Here is a 22,172-nt window from a genome sequence, read left to right on the forward strand (position 1 = left end):
GCCTCTCCTCATGTCCGGGGCGCGGCACCGGGTCCGGCACCACGGCCTGTCGATCCGACGTGCTGACAGCGTTGTGCTCCCGGCCTCTCGGCACATCACGGTGCACCACCGAAGTATTCGGGCCGGCCCGCCGAAGCGGCGGAGAACCCGGCGTCAGGTCCCGCCGACCAGGATTTCCCACTGGCCGGGACTGCCGAGGATCTTGCCGAACTCGTTCCGCCCGGAGATACCGAGTTTTCGGTAGGCGCTCGACAGGTGCAGTTCGACGGTGCGGCGGGTGATGTGCCGGTTGCTCGCGATCCGGTTGTTGGCATGGCCCTGCACGGCGTCGATGAGGATCTGCCGTTCGCGAGGTGTCAGCGAGAGAATGCCCCGTACCGAGACGTCCGGCGAGGCGCGCCGCTCCAGAGCCACCAGGTGCCGTCGTATCCTCGCGCCGAGATCGCGTGCTCCGCAGTCGGCCGTCAGACGCGCCGACCGGATCAGTGCGGCGACCGCCTCCTGACGTCTGCCCTGCCGCGACAGCGCGATGCCGAGTTCGGCGGCGGTACGTGCCTTCTCCAGGTCGTCGCCGCCTTCCAGCAGATCCGCGGCCGACGTCAGCAGCGCTACCGCCTGCGGCCCTTCGGCGAGCGTGCCCAGCACACGCAGCGCCCGTGCCCGTTCGCGTGGCGAGCCGGTGAGCTCCGCGAACTCCACCTGACGGCGGGCGTGTCGCAGCGCCTCGCCGCGTTGCCCGGTCTGGTCGAGGAGAGCGGCTCCCTCGCTCCGCCAGCAGATCGTCCCCGGCCCGCGGATGCCCGCCGACCGGTAGCGCCGGACGATCTCGGCGAGTTCGTCACCACCGCCGGTGAGGTCGCCGGCCCGCACCCGCAGCCGCGCCCGGGCCAGGAGCACATCGGCGTAGTACCACTCGGGGAGCAGGTCGCCGTCGCAGTGATGACGGCGCAGCAGTGCTTGTGCTCCGGCCGGGTCCCCGAGGTCGAGGTGGAGGTTGGCCAGGACGCCGATCACACCGGTCCGGATCTGGTGGAACGCGGGGCCACCCCGCTCGGTGAGGTCGGTGAGCTGATCGGTGAGCAGCCTTTGTGCCGTCGGCAGCCCGCCCGCGGTGCGGTGTCCGACAGCCTCGACGAACCTGACCGCGGCACGCACCCAGCGGGGCAGCCGGGCGTCGTCGTCGACGAGCAGGCGCCACCGTGCGAGGGCCTCCTCCTGGTATCCGCTGCTGATGAGGACGGTGAGAGCGGCCGGCAGTGCGAACGGATGAAGAAGAAGGTCGTCGACGGGGTGGTCGAGCGCCTCCCGCGCGCCGCGCAGCGCGGCCTGCGGATCCGTACCCGCCAGGTGCACCGACAGAGCGGCGACCGCCGCTGCCGCGGGGCCCGGCCACGCGTCGGCCGGCCCGCGCAGGACGCCCGGTTCTCCCGCGCCGGGCCGCGAAGGCAGCGACCGGGCCAGGGCGAGGTAGGCGTGCGGCCAGTCGTGGAACTCCGTCCCCGCGACAGCGGACCGCACCGCCTCCAGGACGTGACGTTCGTCGTCGCCGAGCCCGGCTTCGCACAGGGCGGCCCCGATGGTGCCGAGCAGGCGCCGGCGCACCGGTACGTCGGTGGTGCGGCCGAGCATGTCCACCGCACAGCGCAGACCTTCCGCCCGGTCCAGTTCGATCCGCGCGGCGACGAGTTCGGGTACGACACGGGGCCAGACGTCATCGGCACTCGCGCGGGCCGCTCGTTCCAGGTAACGCACCCGGTCCTCGGCCGTGGTGTCCACCGACCGGGCCGCCGTGACCAGGAGATCGACGGACCACGCGCTGTCCAGCGGCACTGTCGATGCCACGAGATGGCGGGCCACCCGCTGAGCGGCGTCGTGGCGCTGATGGAGATACGTGGCAGCGGTCAGATGCGCCGCGTTGCACCTCATCCGCGTCATGGTCCTGAGCAACGCGGTGCCCAGGAGCGGGTGGCGCAGCGTCACGGCGTGGTCGTCGGTGACAAGACGCATCCGCACCAAGCGGTCGAGTGTCGCCAGCGTGCCCTGGAGCGGCTCCCCGCAGAGGTGCGCTATCAGGGCCGGGTCGGCTTCGCCGGAACTCGCCGCGATCGCGATGGCTTCGGCCACCGGCCGGGCCCGTGGATCGATCCGGCCGGCCCGGCTCATCATCACGTCGGCGACCGACGGAAGCACGACGTCCCGAAGGCCGGCCGGACGGCCCACCCGGCCCGGATGTTCGCGGATCCAGTCGCACAGCTCACCGATCAGGAACGGATTGCCGGCCGTGATCCGATGACACATGGAGACGAACTCGGTGTCGAACCGCCGGTGCAGCCGGGTGTGCAGCAGGGTCGCCGTCTCCTGCTCGGACAGCCCGGCCAGGACGGCCGTACGCGCCCCGAGCAGCAGGTCCGCGAGTTCCACCGGCGCGACGGGGGGCTCTCCGCTCCGGGTCGAGGCGATGAGCGTCACCGGTAGGTGGACCAGGCCCCGTAGCGCGCGCCGCAGGAGGACGATCCCGCCGGGGCCCGCCTGGTCGACATCGTCGAGTGCGATGACCAGCGGAGCGTCGCGGGTCAGCGCCTCCACCAGCTCCTGGAGACCGGCCGGCCCGGCGTCCTCGGCCTGCCCCGGGGCGCGCCCGGTCCGGACGGTGGACCGGAGCGCCGCGGTGGCGCGGTCGACGCCGGCGCCGCGACGGTCCGAGGCCAGCCGGAGCAGACCGTCCACGAGCGCCGGGACGAGCCGGTTCGCGTGCCGGGCGCACCCGATACGGACCGCCAGGCCGGCGGTGGACGGCAGGGGACCGCACGCCGTGGTGAGCAGGGACGTGCGTCCGATCTTCGGCTCTCCCGTCACCACCCAGCAGGTCAGCCCGGTTCGCGCACTGTCGCGGCGTGCCGCCAGGAGTTGTGCGAGCAGATCTGCCCGGCCCACGGTGCCACGGTGCCGGGTCCTCGTACCCATCATTCGAGTCCCTCGCGATCGGGGGAAGCCAGCCGGGTGCGGTCAGGAGGCGGGGCGCGCGACCAGTGCGATGCCCTGGTCGCCGATCCCGTGCGGCCTGCGACCGAAGTGGCGGACCAGGGCCGGCTCCAGGGCGGCGCGTATGTCCGCCGCCTTCGGATGCCGTTCGTACCAGAAATTGGTCAGTACGGCTGCCGCTGTCGCGGCCCGCTCGGACGCTCCCACCTCGTCGAATCGGATCGATGCTTCGGTGCGATGCAGGGAGAAGCGGGAGAATCCGTGCTCGGCCAGCACTCCGGCGGCAGTCGACAGCAGGTAGCCGTGGTGGTCGTAAGGCTCGTCGGCGACCGGAATGCAGACCTCGTTGAGGAGGTTCAGGAGTTCGTTTCCCGAGCCGCCGGACATCACTATGACTTTCGCGTCCGGATCGCTGGAATCGCAGACCCTGACCATTTCCGCAATGGCTTTTCCTATATCGCTGACATAGGGCAGGACCCAGGCGCAGTACACGGCGTCGAACGCCGCGTCCGCGAACGGAAGCAGTTCGGCGCTCCCCTTGAAGACGTCGACGGGCCCGGTGTCGTCCGCTTCCCCACCGATCGACTCGACCAGCTGATCATGGGGCTCGACGGCCGTGCACCGCCCGATCCGTGCCGCGACGGCACGGGCCAGCTCACCGCTTCCGCCTCCGACGTCGAGCACCCGCCGATTGGCCGCCGTGAGACTTTGTATGAGAGAGATCTCCTCGCCGCGCTCCAGCCGGCCGGCGAAATCCACCCACCCGGCAGCGGTGACCTCACGCGGGCCGCGATAGTGAACGGGCATCCGGTCTCGCGGGCCCAGAGCGGGGTCCTCAAGAATGTCGGCCAGCGTGAGCGGAACAGGGTCCACCGAATTCCCGGAGTCTTCTCGACGCGCTGTCGAACAGGACTTTTCTTCCATCATGGAGAACCTGACCTCTCGTGATCTGTCGGGGATCCGTCCGCCTGCGGCGCTGTAGACAGGGGGTGAAGGTGTGTGCCACGTTTTCCATGGTCGTTTCCGGGCACCCCTGTGCGCTCCGAGTCCGCCGGCCAACCGGAACTCCAGCTTCCTGTGAAGGCGGTGCCTTCCGCATCGTGGTCGACCACGAGACCAACCACGAGATCGAAGACCGTACCCACACCCCGGGAGGATCCGATGACGCGGACGGACACGCTGGGCGGACTCTCCGGCGGCCTGGACCTGGCGGCCTCGGAGATCCGGCGCGCTCGGGCCGGCTCCGGGCGGATGACGCTGCTGAGAGGCGCCACCGGCACCGGGCGCAGCACACTCCTCGAAGCCATCGTGGAGATCGGCGCCACCCACAGGATGCGGGTGCTGCGCGCCCGCTGCTCCACCGAGGACTCCCGCACCGAGTTCGCGGCCGTGACGCAACTGCTGGACTGCGTCGGTGACACGTCCGACCCGGATCTCCCGGCCCGGGCATGGAGGCTGCTGCGCTCGTACGCCGCCGACTCGCCCCTTCTGCTGGCGGTCGACGACGTCCACCTCGCCGACCACGCCTCGCGGCGCTGGCTCACGCAGGCGGCCCGGCGGCTCGACCGGTCGGCGATCATGATCGTCGCGACCGAACGCAGCCAGTACGACATCGCCCTGCCGGCGCCGGGACTCGCCCACGTCCTCCCGCCCGCCGTGGTCCGTGTCCACACGCTCTCCCCGCTGAGCCGCACGGCTGCCGAGTCCCTGGTCCGCGACCGCCTCGGGCACCGCGTCCCGGACCTGTGGGTGGACGGCTACGTCCGGGCCGGCGCGAGCAACCCCATGCTGCTCCAGGCGCTGCTGGACGACCAGAGCCTGCTGGCCCCGGACCGGATCGCCACCGCGGAACTTCCCGAGAGCTGCGCCGACCTCTACCCCGGAGCCTTCGCCGCCTCGGTCGCCTGGTGGCTGGAGAGCGCGGGACCCGCGACGGCCGCCACGGCCCGCGCCCTCGCCGACCTGGAGGCCGAGGAGTACAGCGGCTGTCTGCTCGCCGAGGCGGCCGGGGCCGACCCGGCCAGGGTGTCGGGCTGGGTCACCGCGATGATCCGGCTCGGGTTCCTGCGCGGCAATCCCGCGCACGGCCGGGTCCGCTTCGCGCATCCCCTGCTCCGGGACGCGGTCCTGGACCGCTGGCCCCGCCCCGATCGACAGGCGGTACACGCGAGGATCGCCGCGTTCCGCCACCGCCGCGGCGACCCCGCCGAGGCCGTGGCCGACCACCTGCTGCGGACGACCCCGCAGAAGACGGAGTGGGCCGTGGACGCCCTGCTCGACGCGGCGACCGCCGCGGCCAGGGCAGGACGGACCGCGGACGCCACGGACCACCTGCGCCGCGCGCTGGACGAGCCGATGAACCGCGAGCGCAAGGCGGAGGTGCTGACCGAACTCGGCTCCCTGGAGTTCGCCCTGGCGCCGGGCGCCGGGATTCCGAGGCTCGCCGAAGCGATGCGATTACAGGACATCCCTCGCGCGCGGGTACAGGCGGCGGTCACCCTCGGTTCCGCGCTGGCCCGGCGGGGCGAGACGCGTGCCGCGTTCACCTTGCTCGACGACCTCGACCGCGACCTGGGCGAAGCCCCCGGCCTGGGACACACCGTACGGGCGGCGCTGGTGCTGCTCTCGGACCACGACCAGGAGACCAGGATCACGACCTACACCAGCCTGCGTGACACCGCGGTGCGGTCTCCCGTGCAGGTCGGACCGGCTGAGCAAGCCCTGTTGACCAGGTACGAGGCCACCGCCGGACAGCTGTCGGCCGATCAGGCCAGAAGACGGATCCGCGTTCTGCTGTCCGCCCCGGAGGACCCCCTCCTGATGCCCTACCTCCTCGGCACGGCCGCCGCCGTCGCCCAGTGGGCCGACACGCTGGACGACGCCGAACGGCTGGTGCGGCGCGGTCTCGCGGAGCGCGCCCTCTCGCCCCTGCACCCGATGCGGCAGGCCCTGCTCGATGTCCGGCTGGACATCGCTGTGGCACGCGGTCGATACGCCGACGTACTGGCGAGCCTCCAGAACGAGGAAGCCGCAGCGGACCGGGCCACGCCCGACGGCCCCGGCAACGTCCATGCCCAGTGCCTCCTCGCCCTGGTCGAATCCGGCCGGCTGGCCGAGGCCGAACGGCTCGCCGAGGCGGTCACCGTCCACCCCGCGCACGACAGCTGGGAGCTGAACAGGTTCCTGTACGCCCGCGGCATGCTGCGTTTCGCTTCGGGCGACCTGGAAGCCGCCGTCCAGGACTTCCTGGAGTGCGGCCGGCGGCAGACCGCCCGCGAGGTCCTGAGTCCCGTCGTCACCCCCTGGCGGTCGGCAGCCGCCGAGTGCCTGCTGGCGCTCGGCTCCCGGCAGGAGGCCCTGCCCCTCGCCGAGGAGGAGTACCGGCTCGCCGCCGTATGGAACACCCCCCGGGTGCTCGGGCGTGCCCTGCGTGTCCTGGGCGAGGCGAGCGACGGCCGGCGTGGACAGGAGCTGACCGCGCGAGCCGTCGAGATCCTGCGTGGTGCCTGTCTGGACACCGAAGCGGTCGCCGCTCTGATCTCCCAGGGACGGCAGTTCAGCGCCACCGGGCAACGCGGACGTGCCCGCACCCTCCTGCGCGAGGCCGCCGTCACCGCCGAACGTCTTGGCGCCGTACGGCTGCTCGCGCTCGCGCGCAAGACGCTGCGGGAGTGCGGAGCCCGGCCCAGGGGCGCTCACTTCACCGGCGTCGGCGCTCTCACCGACGGCGAGCACCGGGTCGCCCGGCTCGCCGTCGCCGGCCACACCAACGCGGAGATCGCCGAACTCCTGCACCTCGCCCGGCGCACCGTCGAGACCCACCTCACCAGTACGTACCGCAAACTCGGCATCCGCCGCCGCAGCCAACTCCCCGACGTGCTGTCGGAGTGATCCACCGGGTCAAGGGGGCGGCACGGCCTTCGGTGTCGGTGGGGTCAGGCCTGGAGCCTGATCGAGTTGATGGGGGTCATGTCCTTGTCGATCCAGTCGCCCATCTGGAGTTTGCCCTCGCAGCGGGTGCCGTTGGAGCCGAGGCAGGTCGACATGGTGGCGCCGCCGGTCTGGTTGTTGAAGATGCGGTAGAGGCCGTAGAAGCCCCTGAGGTTGTAGTAGCCGTAGTCGAAGTAGCGGTAGCTCGGCTTGTCGTTGTTCCAGCTGGGGCCCGGGTAGATGCAGACGTACCCCGACTTGCAGCCGTGGGCGTCCGCACGCACGGCCGGTGCGGCGGAGGCCGACGTTGCGAGGCCGGTGCCGGCGAGGGCCAGGGATGCGAGGGTTGCTGCGACGAACGTGCGTACTGCCATGGTTCCCCCTGAGTGGGTTCGGTTCCTGGGGGATCGGAGGCTCCCCACGTGGTCTCCGATCCGGGGCACCAGGGTGTGGCGTGAATGTGGGCAGGAACCTTGCGCAAACCTTGCTTCACTGGTCCAGGACGTATGGGGGCGGCGCGTGACGGAATTCCTGCTGCTGGGCCCGGTGGAGTTACGGGGCCCGGACGGTACGGCGGTGGAGCTGGGCCCGGCGAAGCGGCGCACGGTGCTGGCGGCGCTGCTGGTGGACGCCGGGCGCTGGGTGAGTGTGGAGACGCTGGTCGACCGGGTGTGGGGCGAGGACATGCCGGCCCGGGTACGTCCCTCCCTGTACGCCCACATCGCGCGGATACGCCGGTCGCTCGCCGACCTGCCCCCGGCGGCGGACGGGCCCCGGCTGCGGCGCGGACCCGGCGGTTACCTCCTCGACGTGCCTCCCGGCCAGGTCGACGTCCACGGCTTCCGGCACCTCGTCCAGCGGGCCCGCAGCGCGGACTGCCCCGATGCCGAGCGCGTGGAACTGCTGCGCCGCGCCCTCGACCGGTGGCGCGGCGAGCCGCTCGCGGGGCTGGCCGGCGTGTGGGTGGAGCACACGCGGGAGAGCTGGGCGCAGGAACGGATCGAGGCGGTGCTGGAGTGGTCCGCCGCCGAGTACCGCACGGGCCGGCACGCCGGGGTGATCGGCACACTGACCGCCCTCGCGGCCGAGCATCCACTCGTGGAGCCGCTCACGGTGGCACTGATGCGCGCGCTCCAGGGGGCAGGCCGAAGCCCGGAGGCGCTGACCCGGTACGCCGTCCTACAAAAGCGGCTGGCCGAGGAACTCGGCACGGACCCGGGCACGGAGGCCCGGCAGATACACCAGGCGATCCTGCGGGGCGAAGCACTCCCGCCGCCCGCGTACGGCACCGCGCCGCCCGCCTACGGACCCTCGCCGTCGGCTCCCGGCACGCCGCCGTCCGCTCCCGGCACTTCGCCGCCGGTTTACGGCGCTCCGCCGCCCACCCCCGGCACCTCACCCACCGCCCCCGGCGCCCCGCCGCCTGGCCACAGCGTTGCGCCGCCCGCTTACGGACCCTCGCCGCAGGCTCCCGGCACGCCACCGTCCGCTCCCGGCGCTCCGCCGCCGGTTTACGGCGCTCCGCCGCCCACCCCCGGCACCTCACCCACCGCCCCCGGCGCCCCGCCGCCCGGCCACGGCGCTGTGCCGCCCGCTTACGGACCCTCGCCGCAGGCTCCCGGCACGCCACCGTCCGTTCCTGGCGCTTCGCCGCCGGTTTACGGCACCCCGTCGTCCGCTCCCCGCACCTCACCCACCGCCCCCGGCGCCCCGCCGCCCGGCCACGGCGCTGTGCCGCCCGCCTACGGACCCTCGCCGCAGGCTCCCGGCACGCCACCGTCCGCTCCTGGCACTCCGCTGCCGGTTTACGGCGCTCCGCCGCCCGCCCCCGGCACCTCACCGACCGCCCCCGGCACCCCGCCACCCGCTCCCATCACCCCACCCCCCGCCCCAGCCCAACTCCCCCTAGAACCCCGGGGTTTCATAGGCCGGGAAAAAGAGCTCGCCCGCCTGGACCACATCCTTGCCACCGCCTCCCACCGCCCCGCCTCCGTCGTCGTCTCGGCCGTCTCCGGCACCGCAGGTATCGGCAAGACCGCGCTGGCCGTGCACTGGGCCCACCGCGTCGCCGACCGCTTTCCGGACGGGCAGTTGTATGTGAATCTGCGTGGCTTCGACCCCTCCGGTGTGGCCGTGACGCCCGATCAGGCGGTGCGGGACTTTCTCGACGCGCTCGGTGGGGCGGCCCAGCACGTTCCGGCGGACCCGCAGGCGCGCGAGGGGCTCTACCGCAGCCTTCTCGCCGGGCGCCGCATGCTTCTCGTGCTCGACAACGCCCGGGACGCCGACCAGGTCCGCCCCCTGCTGCCGGGCGCGCCCGGGTGTCTGGCCGTCATCACCAGCCGCAACCGGCTCACCGGCCTCGTCGCCGCCGAGGGTGCCCACCCGCTGCCCCTGGACCTGCTCTCACCGGCCGAGGCCCGCGCCCTGCTGGGCAGGCGGCTCGGTGAGGAGCGGGTCGCGGCCGAACCGGACGCCGCCGAGGAGATCATCGCCCGGTGCGCACGCCTCCCGCTGGCCCTCGCCATCGTCACCGCCCGCGCGGCGGCCCACCCCGGCTTCCCGCTCCGCGCGGTCGCCGAGGAACTCCGCGACAGCCTCGACGCGTTCACCGGCGGCGACCTCGCCACCGACGTACGGGCCGTCTTCTCCTGGTCCCACGACGCCCTCACCCCCGTACAGGCCCGCCTGTTCGCGCTGCTGGGCCTCGCCCCCGGGCCCGACATCGGGCTCTTCGCGCTCGCCTGCCTCGCCGGGCTGACCGGGCCCGCGACCCGGACGGCGCTCCAGGCGCTGGAGAACCTGCACCTCGTCGAGCAGCCGGAGCCGGGCCGCTGGCGGATGCACGACCTCGTCCGCCTGTACGCCGCCGACCGGGGCCGCCAGGACCTCGAACCCGGCGACCGGGACGCGGCGCTGCGCCGGCTGACCGGGTTCTACCTGCACACCGTGTGCGGAACCCTCCGGCTGATGCCCCTCGACGACGTACCGCCCGACCTCGGCGCGCCCGAACCCGGCTGCCTCCCCCAGCCGCTCGCCACCCGCGCGCAGGCCCTGGAGTGGCTGACCCGCGAACTGCCCAACCTGCTCGCCGCGCAGCGCCTGGCGACCGAGCGGGGCTGGCGCCGGACCGTGTGGCAGTTCGCCTGGAGCCTCGACCAGTTCTACGGCCTGATGGGCCACGTCCACGACCGGGTGGCCATGTGGCGGGCCGCCCTCGCCGCGCTCGGCCCCGACGACGCGCCCTACGTCCGTATGCGCGTCCACCGGCGCCTCGGGCACGCCGTCAACCACGCCGGGGCGCACGACGAGGCCCTGCGCCACCTCGACCACGCGCTGGACCTCGCCGACGACCCCGCGGACCAGGTGCGTATCCACATCGCGCTCGCCCAGACGTACGGCCGGCAGAACCGCCTCCGCGAGGCCCTGCGCCACTCCTACCGCGCCCTGCGCAACCTGCGCGAGGAGGACCTCCCGGCGCTGAAGGCCGCCGCCCTCAACTCGGCCGGCTGGTACGAGGCGCGGGCCGCCCACTACGCGCCGGCCCGCGCCCACTGCGAGTCCGCCCTCCCGCTCGCCCGGGGCGCCGGGCACGACAGCATCGAGGCGGACATCCTCGACAGCCTCGGCTACATCGCCCACCACACGGGCCGCCACGAGGAGGCCGTCGCCCACTACCGGCTCGCCCTCGCCCGCTACCGGGGCTCCGGCTCGGACCACTGGGTCGCCGACACGCTCGAACGGCTGGGCCGCACGTACGCCGCGCTCGGGCGGACCGGGGAGGCGCGGGGCGTGTGGGAGGAGGCCGCGGCGATGTACGGCGAACAGCATCGCGGCGAGCCCGCCGAACGCGTACGGCGCCGGCTCGGCGAACTCGGGTCCTGGGCGGCGGGCCGGGCTCCCGGGAGCGGTTAGGCTCCCCGGATGATCGAGAACCCTCCTCCCTGTCCGACGTGCTCGTGCGAGTACACCTACGAGATGAACGCCCTGATCGTGTGCCCCGAGTGCGGGCACGAGTGGGTGCCCGGTGAGGCCGCCGCCGTCCCTGTCCTCGCGGAGAGCGAGCGGGTCGTCAAGGACTCCGTCGGGAACGTGCTGCGGGACGGGGACGCCGTCGTGGTCGTGAAGGCGTTGAAGGTGAAGGGGAGTCCGTCGGGGATCAAGGCCGGGACCAAGGTGCGCGGGATCCGGCTGGTGGACGGGGTGGACGGGCACGACATCGACTGCCGGATCGACGGGTTCGGGGCGATGCAGCTGAAGTCGAGCGTGGTGCGCAAGGCGTAGGGACGGGCCCTCGCGGGCCTCGGCGTCACGCTGATGCGGAATTGCTAAATTTCGCAAGTGGTTAGATGCTGTATCCGCCGTGCTCGCAGGTGTGCCGGGGACCGACCATGGGAAGGCAGCCGTGTCCGTTCCGCTGTACCGGAGGGCCGTCGCGCGGCTCGCCTCGCTGTTGCCTTCGCGTACGGACCTGGAGCAGATACGCCGCGACCCGCGTCGTGACCTCCTCGCCGGGCTGACGGTCGCGGTCGTCGCGCTGCCTCTCGCTCTCGGGTTCGGGGTGTCCTCCGGGCTCGGTGCCGAGGCGGGGCTCGCGACGGCGGTGATCGCGGGTGCGCTGGCCGCGGTCTTCGGCGGCTCGAACCTCCAGGTGTCGGGCCCGACCGGCGCGATGACGGTCGTGCTGGTGCCGATCGTCGGCGAGTACGGTCCGGGCGGTGTCCTCACGGTCGGGCTCATGGCCGGCGTGATGCTGGTCGTGCTGGCCGGGCTGCGGGCGGGCCGGTACATGCGGTACATCCCCGCGCCCGTGGTCGAGGGGTTCACGCTCGGGATCGCCTGCGTGATCGGCCTCCAGCAGATACCCAACGCGCTGGGCGTACCCAAACCGGACGGCGACCGTGTCCTCGTCGTCGCCTGGCGCGCGGCCGGGGAGTTCGCGAAGGCGCCGAACTGGACCGCCCTCGCTCTCGCCGTGTCCGTGGCCGCCCTGATGCTGGCCGGCGCCCGGTGGCGGCCCACCGTCCCCTTCTCCCTCGTCGCGGTGGCCGCCGCGACCGCCGTGGCCCACTTCGCCCACCTCGACGCGGCTCACCCCATCGGCGACCTGCCCGCCGGGCTCCCCGCACCCTCCCTCGCCTTCCTCGACCCCGGCGCGCTCGGCACCCTGCTCGCCCCGGCCGTCGCGGTCGCGGCGCTGGCCGCGCTGGAGTCGCTGCTGTCGGCGTCCGTCGCGGACGGCATGACCGTCGGCCAACAGCACGACCCGGACCGGGAGCTGTTCGGCCAGGGCCTCGCGAACATCGCCGCCCCGCTGTTCGGCGGCGTCCCCGCGACCGGCGCCATCGCCCGCACGGCGGTCAACGTCCGCACCGGCGCCGCCTCCCGCCTCGCCGCCCTCACCCACGCGGCCGTCCTCGCACTGATCGTCTTCGCCGCCGCACCCCTCGTCTCCAAGATCCCGCTGGCCGCACTCGCCGGGGTGCTGCTCGCGACCGCGGTCCGGATGGTCGAGGTCGGCTCCCTCAAGGCGATGGCCAGGGCGACCCGCTCCGACGCCGCGATACTCGTCCTGACCGCCGCCGCGACCCTCGCCCTCGACCTCGTGTACGCGGTCGTCATCGGCCTCGCCGTCGCGGGCGCCCTCGCCCTGCGCGCCGTCGCCCTCCAGGCCCGCCTCGACGAGGTCCCCCTCGACCGGGGCGACCACACCGCCGAGGAACACGCCCTGCTCGCCGAGCACATCGTCGCCTACCGCATCGACGGGCCCCTCTTCTTCGCCGCCGCCCACCGGTTCCTGCTCGAGCTGACCGAGGTCGCCGACGTCCGCGTCGTCATCCTGCGCATGTCCCGCGTGACCACCATGGACGCCACCGGCGCCCTCGTCCTCAAGGACGCCGTCGACAAGCTGCGCCGGCGCGGCATCGCCGTCCATACCTCCGGCGTACGGCCCGGCCAGCGCCAGGTCCTGGAATCCGTGGGCGCCCTCGACCCCGTACACGACCACCCCAGCACCCCCGAGGCGATCCACGCCGCCCGCGCCCACCTCGTACGGACCGGGGTCACCGGGTTCCGGCTCAGCCAGGCCTGACGGCTTCCGTCGCGCGCAGTTCGGCCAGCAGGCCCTGGCGGTCCGTCAGCAGGGTCGTCAGGATGCGGCGGGCGGCGGCCAGGAGCGCGGCGACGTCGCCGCCCGCCAGCTCGTACGTCACCGTCGAGCCCGTGCGCGTCGCCGTCACGATGCCGGAGCGGCGCAGGACCGCGAGGTGCTGGGAGAGGGTCGACGGTTCGACCTCGATCCGGGCGAGGAGGTCCCGTACCGGCTGGGGGCCGTCCAGGAGGAGTTCCAGGACGCGGATGCGTACGGGGTGGCCGAGCATCCGGAACAGGTCGGCCTTCGCCTCATACAGAGGGACCATCGGTGTCCTCCTCCACGCTCACGCCGTGCGCCCGCGCGATCCGCAGGGCGTCGTCCAGCTCGTCCTCCGCGACCGCCCGCTCGTACGCGTCCCCCTCCCGGACCGCCGCCGCGACCCGCGCCCGCGCCGCCCGCACCCGCTCCCGCAACGCCTTCGCGAACCCACCCACCAGGACGACCCCTCCACGATCCGCGTGCTCGGCCAACTGATGAATTCAGCAAGTCCGCAACGGTTAAGTGTACTGAGAATCACGGGAGTTCGGCGGGTCGCGGCTGCTCCGGTCCGAGCCCTCCGAGCAGTGCGGTCAGGGTGAACTCGAAGCGTTCGTGGCCCTCGCCCGAGGTCAGTTCGTCGAGGTGGGCGACCGTGTTGGGGAAGCGGTCGGCGGGGAGCAGGCGGTAGCGGTCGGCGAGGGCGGCGCGGTCCAGGACGCGCTGGTCGGTGCCGGTCGCGGGGTCGTGGCGCAGGGAGACCTCGAAGCAGTACGCCGAGACGTAGAGGAACGCGGCGTCGATCGCCCACGCGGCGGATCGGGGGGTCACTCCGGCGGCCAGCAGGATGCCGAGCATGCCTTCGCTCAGGCGCAGCGCGTCGAGGCTGTTGGGGGCGGCGGCCAGGGCGGCGCGGGAGATCCCGGGGTAGCGGAGGTATTCGTCGCGCAGGGCCCGGCAGACGTCCAGCATCTGCTCGGTCCAGCGGGCGGGGTCCGGCTGCGGTACGGGGATCCTGGCGCAGACCTCGCTGATCAGGAGTTCGTCCAGTTCGGCCTTGTTGCGTACGTGGGCGTACAGCGAGGCCGGGCCGGTCTGGAGCGCGGCGGCGACCTTGCGCATCGTCAGGGCCTCGTAGCCGTCGGCCTCGATGAGGCGGAACGCCTCGGTCATGATCCGGGCGACGGTGATCGGGGGTTTTCCGGGGGGCTGGTCCGGCTTGTCGAGGGCGGCGATCTTCGCGGCCCAGTCGTCCCGGTCTGCGGCGCTCTTGTTCGTCACGGGGGTCAGCATAGCTTGACTCGAACGTCGTTCCTTGCGTAGAACAGTGTTCGTCAGTGGAACACTGTTCGTTGTCCTTTGAGGAGCGCCATGACCACCACCGCCCGGGAGCCCACCTTCCGCTCCCTCCGCGAGGCCCGCCTCGCCCTCGTCGGCCTCTCGGCCGTCTTCCTGTTCGAGATGATGAGCAACACCGTCCTCAACGTCGCCCTGCCCACCATCGGGCGTGAACTGGACGCCCCGACCGTCGCCCTGCAATGGGTCACGAACGGTTACTCCGTCGTCTTCGGCGGCCTCATGCTCGTGTTCGGCGTCCTCGCGGACCGGCTCGGACGGCGGCGCGTGATGATCGCCGGGCTGGTTCTGCTCGGTGTCGCCAGCCTCGCGACGGCCGCCGTCACCAGTACCGGTGAGCTGATCGCCGTCCGCGCGGTGATGGGGCTCGCCGCCGCGATGACCACGCCGGGGACCATGGCGATGGCTTTTCGGCTGTTCGAGGACGAGGGGCTGCGGGTCCGGGCGATCACGCTGATCTCGACGGTCGGGATGGTGGGGCTCGCGATCGGGCCGACGGTCGGGGGGTTCGTGCTGTCCTTCGCCCCTTGGCAGGTCCTGCTGTTGGTGAACGTGCCGATCGTGGTGCTCGCGGTCGTCGGTATTCGGGCCGGGGTGCCGGCTGATGATGCCGGGGAGTTGCATCGGGCGCCGGTGGATCTGCCGGGTGGGGTGCTCGGTACGGGTGCGGTGGTGCTGGTTCTTGTCGCGCCCAGCTTGTTCGTGGAGTTCGGGGCTGGGGTGTGGGCGTGGGGTGCTGTCGGCGGTGCCTTCGTCGCCGGGTTCCTGTTCGTGAGGCGTCAGCGGTCCGTCGCGTATCCGCTGCTCGACCTCTCGCTCGTCGCCCGGCCCCAGGTGTCCGGCGGGCTGGCGTACAAGGCGGCTGCGGGGCTCGCGAATGCGGGGCTGGCGTACCTGGTCACGCTCCAGTTGCAGCTTGACTGGGGGTGGTCGCCGGGGCTGGCTTCGCTCGGGATGTTGCCGCAGGTCGTCGTCCTGATCGCCGGGGGCCCTTTCGTGCACCGGTTCGTCGGGCGGGTCGGCATCGACCGGGCCGCCTGGATCAGCGCCGCGTCCGTCGTCGCCGGGCTCGCGGTCTACACCCTGTCCGGGCGCCTCGGCTATCCGTGGGTGGCTCTCTCGCTGGTGTTCGTCGCCGCCGGGATGCGTGTCGTCGGCGCGGCGGCGGGCGTCAACGTCCTCAACGGCCTTCCCGCCGACCGGACGTCCACGGGGGCGGCGCTCATCGACACGGCGGCCGAGGTCACCGCTGCCGCCGGGGTCGCCACGGTCGGCACCGTACTCGCGGCGGTCTTCGCAGGGAACGTCACGGCGGGGCACTGGACGGCAGCGCAGGCGGGCCAGTTCCACGAGGCGGTCACCGTGTCCGGGACCGTCCTCACGCTCGCCTCCGCGGGGCTGCTCGGCTGGGCCGTGCGCCGTACCCGCCGGGCCACCGCCTCGGCCTGACCGACGAACCATCGACGACGAGGACCACACCATGCGCGCCGAATTCCCGCCTCCGTCCGGGCTCAGCGACGAAGCCGTACGCGGCCTGCGGGCGCCCCGGGTCGACCTCCGGTTCCCCGATGCCGACGACCATGCCGGGTGGCGGATGCTCGTCGACACGTGGAACGCCGGGAAGGCCGGGCCGAGCGAGCCGTCGTCCGGGTACGACGTCGACGGGGTCCGCGTCCACGTCGTACGCCCCGGCGCCGGTGGCGAGCCCGTCCACCTGTACTTCCACGGCGGCGCCCTCATCTTCGGCGCCGGTGCCCTGTGCCGCGGCGTACAGCGGCCTCGAAACCCACGCCGTCGACCACCGCATGCCGCCCGACCACCCCTTCCCGGCCGCCCTCGACGACGCGATCACCGTCTACCGCCGCCTCCTTGAGGTGCGTGCACCGCACGACATCGTGGTCGGCGGCGGCTCGGCGGGCGGCAACATCGCCGCCGCGCTGCTGGTACGGGCGTACGACGAGGGGCTGCCGATGCCCGCCGCAGCCCCGAGGTCGACCTGACGGAGTCCGGCGACACCTTCCGCACCCTGTCCGGCGTCGACCACCTCCCGCCCACCTACCTCCAGTCCGGGACCCGCGACCTGTTCCTCTCCAACACGGTCCGCATGCACCGCAAACTCCGCTCGTCCGGCGTCCACGCGGAACTCCACATCGGGGAGGCCATGCCGCACGGAGGTTTCGGGGGCGCACCGGAGAACCTCGAACTCGACGCGGAGGCGGGCCGGTTCATCGCGGGCCACGTCCGGCACGGGCGGGGTGGCTGAGGCGGGCAGCTCTGGCATCGCGATCGAGGGCACCTCGTACGGGGCGGGGAACAGGAATGGCGGCCTCCTCGCCGACGGTCGGTCAGTGCCCTGCTGACAGTCTCACGTCCGCATTGGCGTACCGACTTCGGCGGACCTTGGCGGGGAACGCGGGACGGTAGGTTGAGCCCTGCGGGGCCGCGCCCGGTGTCCAGGAGGTACGTCATGACAACCCCCACGTGGATGCGCGCGCCGATCACGGCAGATGCGTACGACTCCTGGACCGAGGAACAGTGCGTGGGGATCGAGATCGTGGAGGGGACGGCCGTAACGATTCCCAGCGCGTCCAAACGCCACACCCGCTTGGCTCGACATCTGGCCAACGCCCTGGACACTGCCGGTGGGCCGGTCTGGAACGCCGATACCGACTTCGACGTCCGGCTCCAGGACATCCCCCTCACCAACCGCCGCCCGGACGTCGTCGTGTACCGCGCGGACACGATCGACATCACCCCCACCCGTCCCGAACACGTCCTCCTGGTCGTGGAGGTGGTCTCGCCGGGCTCGGAGACCACCGACCGGGTCGTCAAGACCGACCAGTACGCCAAGTCGGGCATCGCCTTCTACTGGAGCGTCGAGCAGGCCGCGACCGGTGTCCCGCTCGTCTATACGTACGTCCTTGATCCCGCGACCAGGACCTACCGGGACGGCGACGTCTTCACCGGCACCGTCAAGGCCGTGGCACCTTTCCCCGTGGAGATCGACCTCGCCCGGATCTGACTCCGCACCGCCGGGGAAAACGGGGTGCCGGGGCCTGGGTCGTATCCCTGCCCTCGGCCCCATGCGTCCCGAATCCGTCCTCCTCAACGTCATCGACCTGGAGGCCACTTGCTGGGACGGGCAGCCGCCTCCCGGTTCCGTGAGCGAGGTCATCGAGGTCGGGCTCACCGTGGTGGATGTGGTGGCCCGGACCCGGGTGTCCCGGCATCGGATTCTGGTCCGGCCCGTCCGGTCCAGGGTGAGCGCATTTTGTACCGAGCTGACCGGGCTTACGCAGGACGAGGTGGCGAGGGGGGTTTCCTTCGCCGAGGCGTGCCGGGTGCTCGTCGAGGAGTACGGCGGTGGGGAGCGGCCCTGGGCGAGTTGGGGCGAGTACGACCGGCGGCAGTTCGCGCGGCAGAGCCAGGCCGATGGGGTGGCCTATCCGTTCGGGTACCCGACCGAGCGCACGCACACCAACGCGAAGGCCGTGTTCGCCGAGGCGTACGGGCTGCGCAGGAAACCCGGCATGGCCCAGGCGCTCCAGATCGCCGGGCTGCCGTTGGAGGGACGGCACCACCGGGGTGAGGACGACGCGTGGAACATCGCGGCGCTGGTTCTCGACCTGGTGGGGCGGGGGGCGTGGCCGGGCGAGGGGGCTGCCTGGCGGGGTACGCCGACGGGGTGAGGCGGGGGCGCGGCGGGGTACGCCGACAGCGCGGGGCGCGGCGGGGTGCGCCGACGGCGTGAGGTGCGGGGTGTGGCGAGGTGCGCTGGCAGCGCGGGGCGCGGCCGGGGGACCGGCCCGGCGGATGCGTGGGTCGGCCACCGCGACCCTCGTCGCTCCCGACGCCACGCCGGCCGGCTTCCGTGATCGTGGCCTGTGCCTGTCCGACCCTCGTCGCTCCCGACGCCACGCCGGCCGGCTTCCGCGATCGTGGCCTGTGCCTGTCCGACCCTCGTCGCTCCCGACGCCACGCCGGCCGGCTCCCGTGATCGTGGCCCGTGCCTGTCCGACCGTCGTCGCCCTCAATGCCACGCCGGCTGGCTTCCGCGACTGTGGCCCGAGCCTCGTCGCCCCCGACGCCACACCGGCCAACCCCCGCGACCACGGCCCGAACCGCCGGAGGCCTACGCGTCCTTGCGTCCCACACCCCCGTAGAACCCGATCGGCGGCAGGCTCGGGTCCGGCGTCTCGTCCGTGCCGTCCGGGCGCCAGTTCGGGACCGCCACCACGCCCGGTTCCAGGAGCGTGAAGCCGTCGAAGAACTCCAGGACGCGGGCGTGCGGGCGGGGGTTCATCGTTGCCGAGGCGTTTTTGTAGATGGCTACCGCGTCTTCGCGGCGGTCCTCGTGGAAGTCGACCGTGGCGTGGGTGAGGACGAGGTAGGAGCCGGTGGGGAGGGCGTCCAGGAGGGTCGACATCAAGGTCGTGGGGTCCTCCTCGTCCTGGATGAAGTGCAGGACCGCTACCAGGAGGAGGGCCACCGGCTCGTCGAGGTCGATGACCTTGCGGACGTCCGGGTGGTCCAGGATCGCGCGCGGGTCGCGCAGGTCCGCGAGGACGACGGAGATGCCCTCGTCGTCGTCCAGCAGGGCCATCGAGTGGGTGCCGACGATCGGGTCGTTGTCGACGTACGCGACCCGCGTCTCCGGCGCGATCTCGCGGGCGATCTGGTGGACGTTCGGCTCGGTCGGCAGGCCCGTGCCGATGTCCAGGATCTGCCGGATACCGCCCTCGCCCACCACATGCCGCACGGCCCGCCGCATGAAGGCACGGTTCGCGCGGACGGCGACCCGGACCTCGGGGGCCGCCGCGATGAAGCGTTCCGCGGCCTCCTGGTCGACCGGGTAGTTGTCCTTGCCGCCGAGGAAGTAGTCGTACATCCGCGCCGGGTGCGGACGGCTTGTGTCGATCTTCGGCGGGTGTGCGGTCATGGGCGGGCTCCGTCCTGGCGGTCGGCTTCGCAGAGCCGGGCGCGGGATGACTTGCGGAACATCATCTTGGCACGCGGAGAACGGTGCCCGGCGCCGGGTTACCGTACGGTCAACTCCGCACCAGGCAGGGGCGTTTGGCGTCGAACGTCCACTCCGGGACCAAGTACCGCATCCCTACGGCGTCGTCGCGCCCCGCGAGCGAGTGCTCCGCGTACAGCGCCTCGGCGGCGGCGAGTCGATCCCGGTCGAGCGTCACGCCGAGACCGGGCGCGTCCGTCACCGCGACCTCACCGGCGACGATGCGCGGCGGCTGAACGGTGAGGCGTTCCAGGCCCTCCTGCCAGATCCAGTGCGTGTCCAGGGCGTTGTACACGCCGGGCGCGGCGGCGCCGCAGTGGGCCATCATCGCGAGCGAGATGTCGAAGTGGTTGTTGGAGTGGCAACCCCACGTCAGGCCCAGGGAGTTGCAGAGCTGCGCGACCCGCACCGAGCCGGACATCGTCCAGAAGTGCGGGTCGGCCAGCGGGATGTCGACCGACCCGAGCGTGAGGGCATGGGTGAGCTGGCGCCAGTCGGTGGCGATCATGTTCGTGGCCGTCGGCAGCCCGGTCGCCCGGCGGAACTCCGCGAGGATCTCCCGCCCCGAGAACCCGTCCTCGGCGCCGCACGGGTCCTCGGCGTACGCGAGCGTCCCCCGCAGCGGACGGCACAGCTCGACCGCCTCCGCCAGCGACCAGGCGCCGTTGGGATCGAGGGTGATCCGCGCCTCGGGGAACCGCGCCTTCAACTCCCGTACGGCGGCGACCTCTTGGTCTCCCGCCAGCACACCCCCCTTCAGCTTGAAGTCCCGGAACCCGTACCGCTCGTACGCCGCCTCGGCCTGCCGCACGATCGCCTCCGGCATGAGCGCCTCCTCGCGGCGGACGCGGTACCACTCGACGTCCGCGTCCTTCTCCCGGACGTACGGCAGATCGGTGCGGTCCGGGTCGCCGACGTAGAAGAGGTAGCCGAGGACCCGTACGGCGTCGCGCTGCTTGCCGTCGCCGAGGAGGGCCGCGACGGGCACCTCCAGATGCCGTCCGAGGAGATCCAGGAGCGCCGACTCGATCGCCGTGACGGCGTGGACGGTCGTGCGCAGGTCGAAGGTCTGCTCACCGCGGCCGTGCGCGTCGCGTCCCGCGAAGGTCTCGGAGACGGCGCGCAGGACGCGCTTGTAGTCACCCAACTCCGCGCCGACGACGAGGTGTTCGGCGTCGCGCAGGGTACGGGTGATGGCCTCGCCGCCGGGGACCTCGCCGAGGCCGACGTGGCCGGAGGAGTCCTCGACGACCAGGACGTTGCGGGTGAAGAAAGGCGCGTGGGCGCCGGACAGGTTGAGGAGCATCGAGTCGTGGCCCGCGACAGGGTGCACGGAGTAGCGGGTGACGACGGGCTGGGGCATGGGGTTCCTTACGTGAGCCAGAGGGAGCCGGAGAGAGTCGGAGTGAGTCAGAGGGTGTCCAGGACGAGTTCCAGCAACAGCGTTCCCCCCAGGCCCAGGATCGCCAGGACCGTCGTATAGGTCGTCCGCGCCTTGATCGCCTGGACCACCGACAGGTTGAAGTACTCCTTGAACATCCAGAACCCCGGATCGTTCACATGGGAGAACGCGATCGAGCCGCAGGACACCGCGAGGACCATGATCTCGGCGTGCACGCCGCTGCCCGCGACCAGCGGGAGCACGACGCCGGAGGCGGTGACGACGGCGACCGTCGCCGAGCCGAGCGCGACCCGCAGGATCGCGGCGACCAGCCACGCGAGGATGATCGGCGAGATCGACCAGCCGTCGGTGGCGTCCTTGATGTAGTCGGATATCCCGCCCTCCACCAGGACCTGCTTGAACGCGCCGCCCGCGCCGATCACCAGCAGGATCATCGCCATCGCCTGCGCGGCGCCCCGGCAGGACGCGCTGACCTCCTCCAGGCTGCGCCCGATGCGCGGCCCGAACGCCCAGATCGCCACGAGCAGCGTGAGCAGCAGGGCGACCGGCGCGGAGCCGATGAACTCGACGGTGTGCACGAGGCCCGTCTCCGCGTCGGTGGCCATGTCGGTGACGGCGGCGCCCGCGATGAGGACGACGGGCAGCAGCGCGACCGCCAACGACCAGGCGAGGCCCGGGAGTTCGTCCTCCTCGAAGACCTTGTCGCTGACCAGCCCCGTCGGCACGGCCGGGTTCATCGCGCGCACGAACGGCAGCCGGGGCCAGATCAGGGCGATGGCCGCGCCGATCGGGACGGCGATGAACAGGCCGTAGAACAGGGTGAGTCCGACGGACGCGTGGAACGTCGCGGCGACCGCCGTCGGGCCCGGGTGCGGGGGCAGGAAGCTGTGCATCGTCGACAGCGCGATCGACATCGGCAGCCCCACCCACAGCAGGTTCACGCCGGTCACTCTGACCAGGGTGAACGCCACCGGCACGATGATCACGAACGCGACCTCGTAGAACATCGTGACGCCGATCAGCATCGCCGTCAGCACCATCGCGACCTGTACCCAGCGCGGGCCGCACACCTCCAGCAGGCGCCCCGCGATCCGCTGCGCGGCGCCTGAGTCGCCCATCACCCGGCCGACCATCGCGCCGAGCCCGATCGTCAGCATCGTGTCGCCGATCTGCCCGCCGAGGCCGTCCGCGAGGACGTCCGGGATCGTCGCCACGGGGATGCCTCTGACCAGCGCGACCCCGACCGCGACCAGCAGGAGCGCGGCGAATCCGTTGAGTTTGAGCCTCGTCATGAGGAACAGGAGGACCAGGACGCTGATCCCGACGACCACGAGCGGCATGTGCGGTTCCCCTGT

The 22,172-nt window shown here is 72.4% G+C and carries 18 protein-coding genes; 9 read left to right on the top strand and 9 right to left on the bottom strand.

Features of this window, described 5'->3' with window-relative positions:
• Positions 1 to 153: 153 nt before the first annotated feature.
• Positions 154 to 2,934, bottom strand: coding sequence for an ATP-binding protein (locus J8M50_RS40540; RefSeq protein WP_202950056.1), 2,781 nt, complete (start codon positions 2,932 to 2,934; stop codon positions 154 to 156).
• 72 nt (positions 2,935 to 3,006) lie between these two features.
• Positions 3,007 to 3,909 carry a class I SAM-dependent methyltransferase gene (locus J8M50_RS40545; RefSeq protein ID WP_100216842.1) on the bottom strand — a complete coding sequence of 301 codons (903 nt, stop codon included), beginning with the start codon at positions 3,907 to 3,909 and terminating at the stop codon, positions 3,007 to 3,009.
• Positions 3,910 to 4,143: 234 nt separating this feature from the next.
• On the opposite strand from J8M50_RS40545, the gene J8M50_RS40550 reads away from it, so the two are divergent.
• On the top strand, positions 4,144 to 6,873 hold the full coding sequence (locus J8M50_RS40550) for a LuxR C-terminal-related transcriptional regulator (RefSeq protein WP_010356721.1): 2,730 nt from the start codon (positions 4,144 to 4,146) through the stop codon (positions 6,871 to 6,873).
• A 44-nt stretch (positions 6,874 to 6,917) separates the two neighbouring features.
• Here the strand turns inward: J8M50_RS40550 and J8M50_RS40555 are convergent, their stop codons facing one another.
• The gene (locus J8M50_RS40555; protein WP_010356722.1) at positions 6,918 to 7,286 is read right to left on the bottom strand and encodes a hypothetical protein; all 369 of its coding nucleotides are present in this window, start codon (positions 7,284 to 7,286) and stop codon (positions 6,918 to 6,920) included.
• A gap of 145 nt (positions 7,287 to 7,431) precedes the next feature.
• Between J8M50_RS40555 and J8M50_RS40560 the strand changes: the two genes are divergently transcribed.
• The 3 genes from J8M50_RS40560 to J8M50_RS40570 all read left to right on the top strand — a co-directional run bounded on the left by J8M50_RS40560 (position 7,432) and on the right by J8M50_RS40570 (position 13,003).
• A complete protein-coding gene (locus J8M50_RS40560) occupies positions 7,432 to 10,827 on the top strand; it encodes an AfsR/SARP family transcriptional regulator (protein ID WP_223786402.1) in 3,396 nt (1,131 codons plus the stop codon).
• A gap of 9 nt (positions 10,828 to 10,836) precedes the next feature.
• Positions 10,837 to 11,196, top strand: a complete 360-nt coding sequence (locus tag J8M50_RS40565; RefSeq protein WP_010356725.1) for a zinc ribbon domain-containing protein YjdM — start codon at positions 10,837 to 10,839, stop codon at positions 11,194 to 11,196.
• A gap of 121 nt (positions 11,197 to 11,317) precedes the next feature.
• Entirely contained in the window at positions 11,318 to 13,003 is a 1,686-nt protein-coding gene (locus J8M50_RS40570) for a SulP family inorganic anion transporter (RefSeq protein ID WP_010356726.1), read from the top strand.
• Here J8M50_RS40570 and J8M50_RS40575 read toward each other — a convergent pair.
• From J8M50_RS40575 to J8M50_RS40585, 3 genes are read right to left on the bottom strand one after another with little or no spacing between them, the layout of a single operon-like run.
• Positions 12,990 to 13,331, bottom strand: coding sequence for an ArsR/SmtB family transcription factor (locus tag J8M50_RS40575; protein ID WP_010356727.1), 342 nt, complete (start codon positions 13,329 to 13,331; stop codon positions 12,990 to 12,992). The two genes, J8M50_RS40570 and J8M50_RS40575, sit on opposite strands and share 14 nt — an antisense overlap.
• Complete coding sequence (locus J8M50_RS40580) at positions 13,315 to 13,536, bottom strand: hypothetical protein (RefSeq protein WP_223786403.1); 222 nt, start codon at positions 13,534 to 13,536, stop codon at positions 13,315 to 13,317. The genes J8M50_RS40575 and J8M50_RS40580 overlap by 17 nt, the downstream gene beginning before the upstream one ends.
• A gap of 43 nt (positions 13,537 to 13,579) precedes the next feature.
• Positions 13,580 to 14,323, bottom strand: coding sequence for a TetR/AcrR family transcriptional regulator (locus J8M50_RS40585; protein ID WP_040837486.1), 744 nt, complete (start codon positions 14,321 to 14,323; stop codon positions 13,580 to 13,582).
• A gap of 90 nt (positions 14,324 to 14,413) precedes the next feature.
• Between J8M50_RS40585 and J8M50_RS40590 the strand changes: the two genes are divergently transcribed.
• From J8M50_RS40590 to J8M50_RS40610, 5 genes are all read left to right on the top strand, one after another.
• Positions 14,414 to 15,847 carry an MFS transporter gene (locus J8M50_RS40590; RefSeq protein ID WP_010356732.1) on the top strand — a complete coding sequence of 478 codons (1,434 nt, stop codon included), beginning with the start codon at positions 14,414 to 14,416 and terminating at the stop codon, positions 15,845 to 15,847.
• A 302-nt stretch (positions 15,848 to 16,149) separates the two neighbouring features.
• Positions 16,150 to 16,398, top strand: coding sequence for an alpha/beta hydrolase fold domain-containing protein (locus J8M50_RS49875; protein ID WP_010356735.1), 249 nt, complete (start codon positions 16,150 to 16,152; stop codon positions 16,396 to 16,398).
• On the top strand, positions 16,395 to 16,661 hold the full coding sequence (locus J8M50_RS40600) for an alpha/beta hydrolase (protein WP_202950057.1): 267 nt from the start codon (positions 16,395 to 16,397) through the stop codon (positions 16,659 to 16,661). Before J8M50_RS49875 ends, J8M50_RS40600 begins: the two co-directional genes overlap by 4 nt.
• Before the next feature lie 204 nt (positions 16,662 to 16,865).
• The gene (locus J8M50_RS40605; protein ID WP_010356738.1) at positions 16,866 to 17,420 is read left to right on the top strand and encodes a Uma2 family endonuclease; all 555 of its coding nucleotides are present in this window, start codon (positions 16,866 to 16,868) and stop codon (positions 17,418 to 17,420) included.
• 61 nt (positions 17,421 to 17,481) lie between these two features.
• Entirely contained in the window at positions 17,482 to 18,087 is a 606-nt protein-coding gene (locus J8M50_RS40610; RefSeq protein WP_010356739.1) for a 3'-5' exonuclease, read from the top strand.
• A gap of 443 nt (positions 18,088 to 18,530) precedes the next feature.
• On the opposite strand, the gene J8M50_RS40615 is transcribed toward J8M50_RS40610, so the two are convergent.
• The 3 genes from J8M50_RS40615 to J8M50_RS40625 form a co-directional block, all read right to left on the bottom strand.
• A complete protein-coding gene (locus J8M50_RS40615) occupies positions 18,531 to 19,337 on the bottom strand; it encodes an SAM-dependent methyltransferase (RefSeq protein WP_010356741.1) in 807 nt (268 codons plus the stop codon).
• 109 nt (positions 19,338 to 19,446) lie between these two features.
• Positions 19,447 to 20,778 (bottom strand): enolase C-terminal domain-like protein, encoded by a 1,332-nt coding sequence (locus tag J8M50_RS40620; protein ID WP_010356743.1) that lies wholly within the window; start codon positions 20,776 to 20,778, stop codon positions 19,447 to 19,449.
• Positions 20,779 to 20,825: 47 nt separating this feature from the next.
• The gene (locus J8M50_RS40625) at positions 20,826 to 22,157 is read right to left on the bottom strand and encodes a gluconate:H+ symporter (RefSeq protein WP_010356744.1); all 1,332 of its coding nucleotides are present in this window, start codon (positions 22,155 to 22,157) and stop codon (positions 20,826 to 20,828) included.
• Between the last annotated feature and the right edge of the window lie 15 nt (positions 22,158 to 22,172).

Origin of the sequence: Streptomyces acidiscabies (assembly GCF_020010905.1) — a bacterium.
Lineage (GTDB): Bacteria > Actinomycetota > Actinomycetes > Streptomycetales > Streptomycetaceae > Streptomyces > Streptomyces acidiscabies.

What these genes read in the sequence shown, in the direction of transcription:
- J8M50_RS40610 (WP_010356739.1), top strand. Translation starts at nt 17,482, where the DNA reads ATGCGTCCCGAATCCGTCCTCCTCAACGTCATCGACCTGGAGGCCACT.
- J8M50_RS40550 (WP_010356721.1), top strand. Translation starts at nt 4,144, where the DNA reads ATGACGCGGACGGACACGCTGGGCGGACTCTCCGGCGGCCTGGACCTG.
- J8M50_RS40590 (WP_010356732.1), top strand. Translation starts at nt 14,414, where the DNA reads ATGACCACCACCGCCCGGGAGCCCACCTTCCGCTCCCTCCGCGAGGCC.
- J8M50_RS40620 (WP_010356743.1), bottom strand. Translation starts at nt 20,778, where the DNA reads ATGCCCCAGCCCGTCGTCACCCGCTACTCCGTGCACCCTGTCGCGGGC.
- J8M50_RS40605 (WP_010356738.1), top strand. Translation starts at nt 16,866, where the DNA reads ATGACAACCCCCACGTGGATGCGCGCGCCGATCACGGCAGATGCGTAC.
- J8M50_RS40615 (WP_010356741.1), bottom strand. Translation starts at nt 19,337, where the DNA reads ATGACCGCACACCCGCCGAAGATCGACACAAGCCGTCCGCACCCGGCG.
- J8M50_RS40545 (WP_100216842.1), bottom strand. Translation starts at nt 3,909, where the DNA reads ATGATGGAAGAAAAGTCCTGTTCGACAGCGCGTCGAGAAGACTCCGGG.
- J8M50_RS40625 (WP_010356744.1), bottom strand. Translation starts at nt 22,157, where the DNA reads ATGCCGCTCGTGGTCGTCGGGATCAGCGTCCTGGTCCTCCTGTTCCTC.
- J8M50_RS40575 (WP_010356727.1), bottom strand. Translation starts at nt 13,331, where the DNA reads ATGGTCCCTCTGTATGAGGCGAAGGCCGACCTGTTCCGGATGCTCGGC.
- J8M50_RS40565 (WP_010356725.1), top strand. Translation starts at nt 10,837, where the DNA reads ATGATCGAGAACCCTCCTCCCTGTCCGACGTGCTCGTGCGAGTACACC.
- J8M50_RS40555 (WP_010356722.1), bottom strand. Translation starts at nt 7,286, where the DNA reads ATGGCAGTACGCACGTTCGTCGCAGCAACCCTCGCATCCCTGGCCCTC.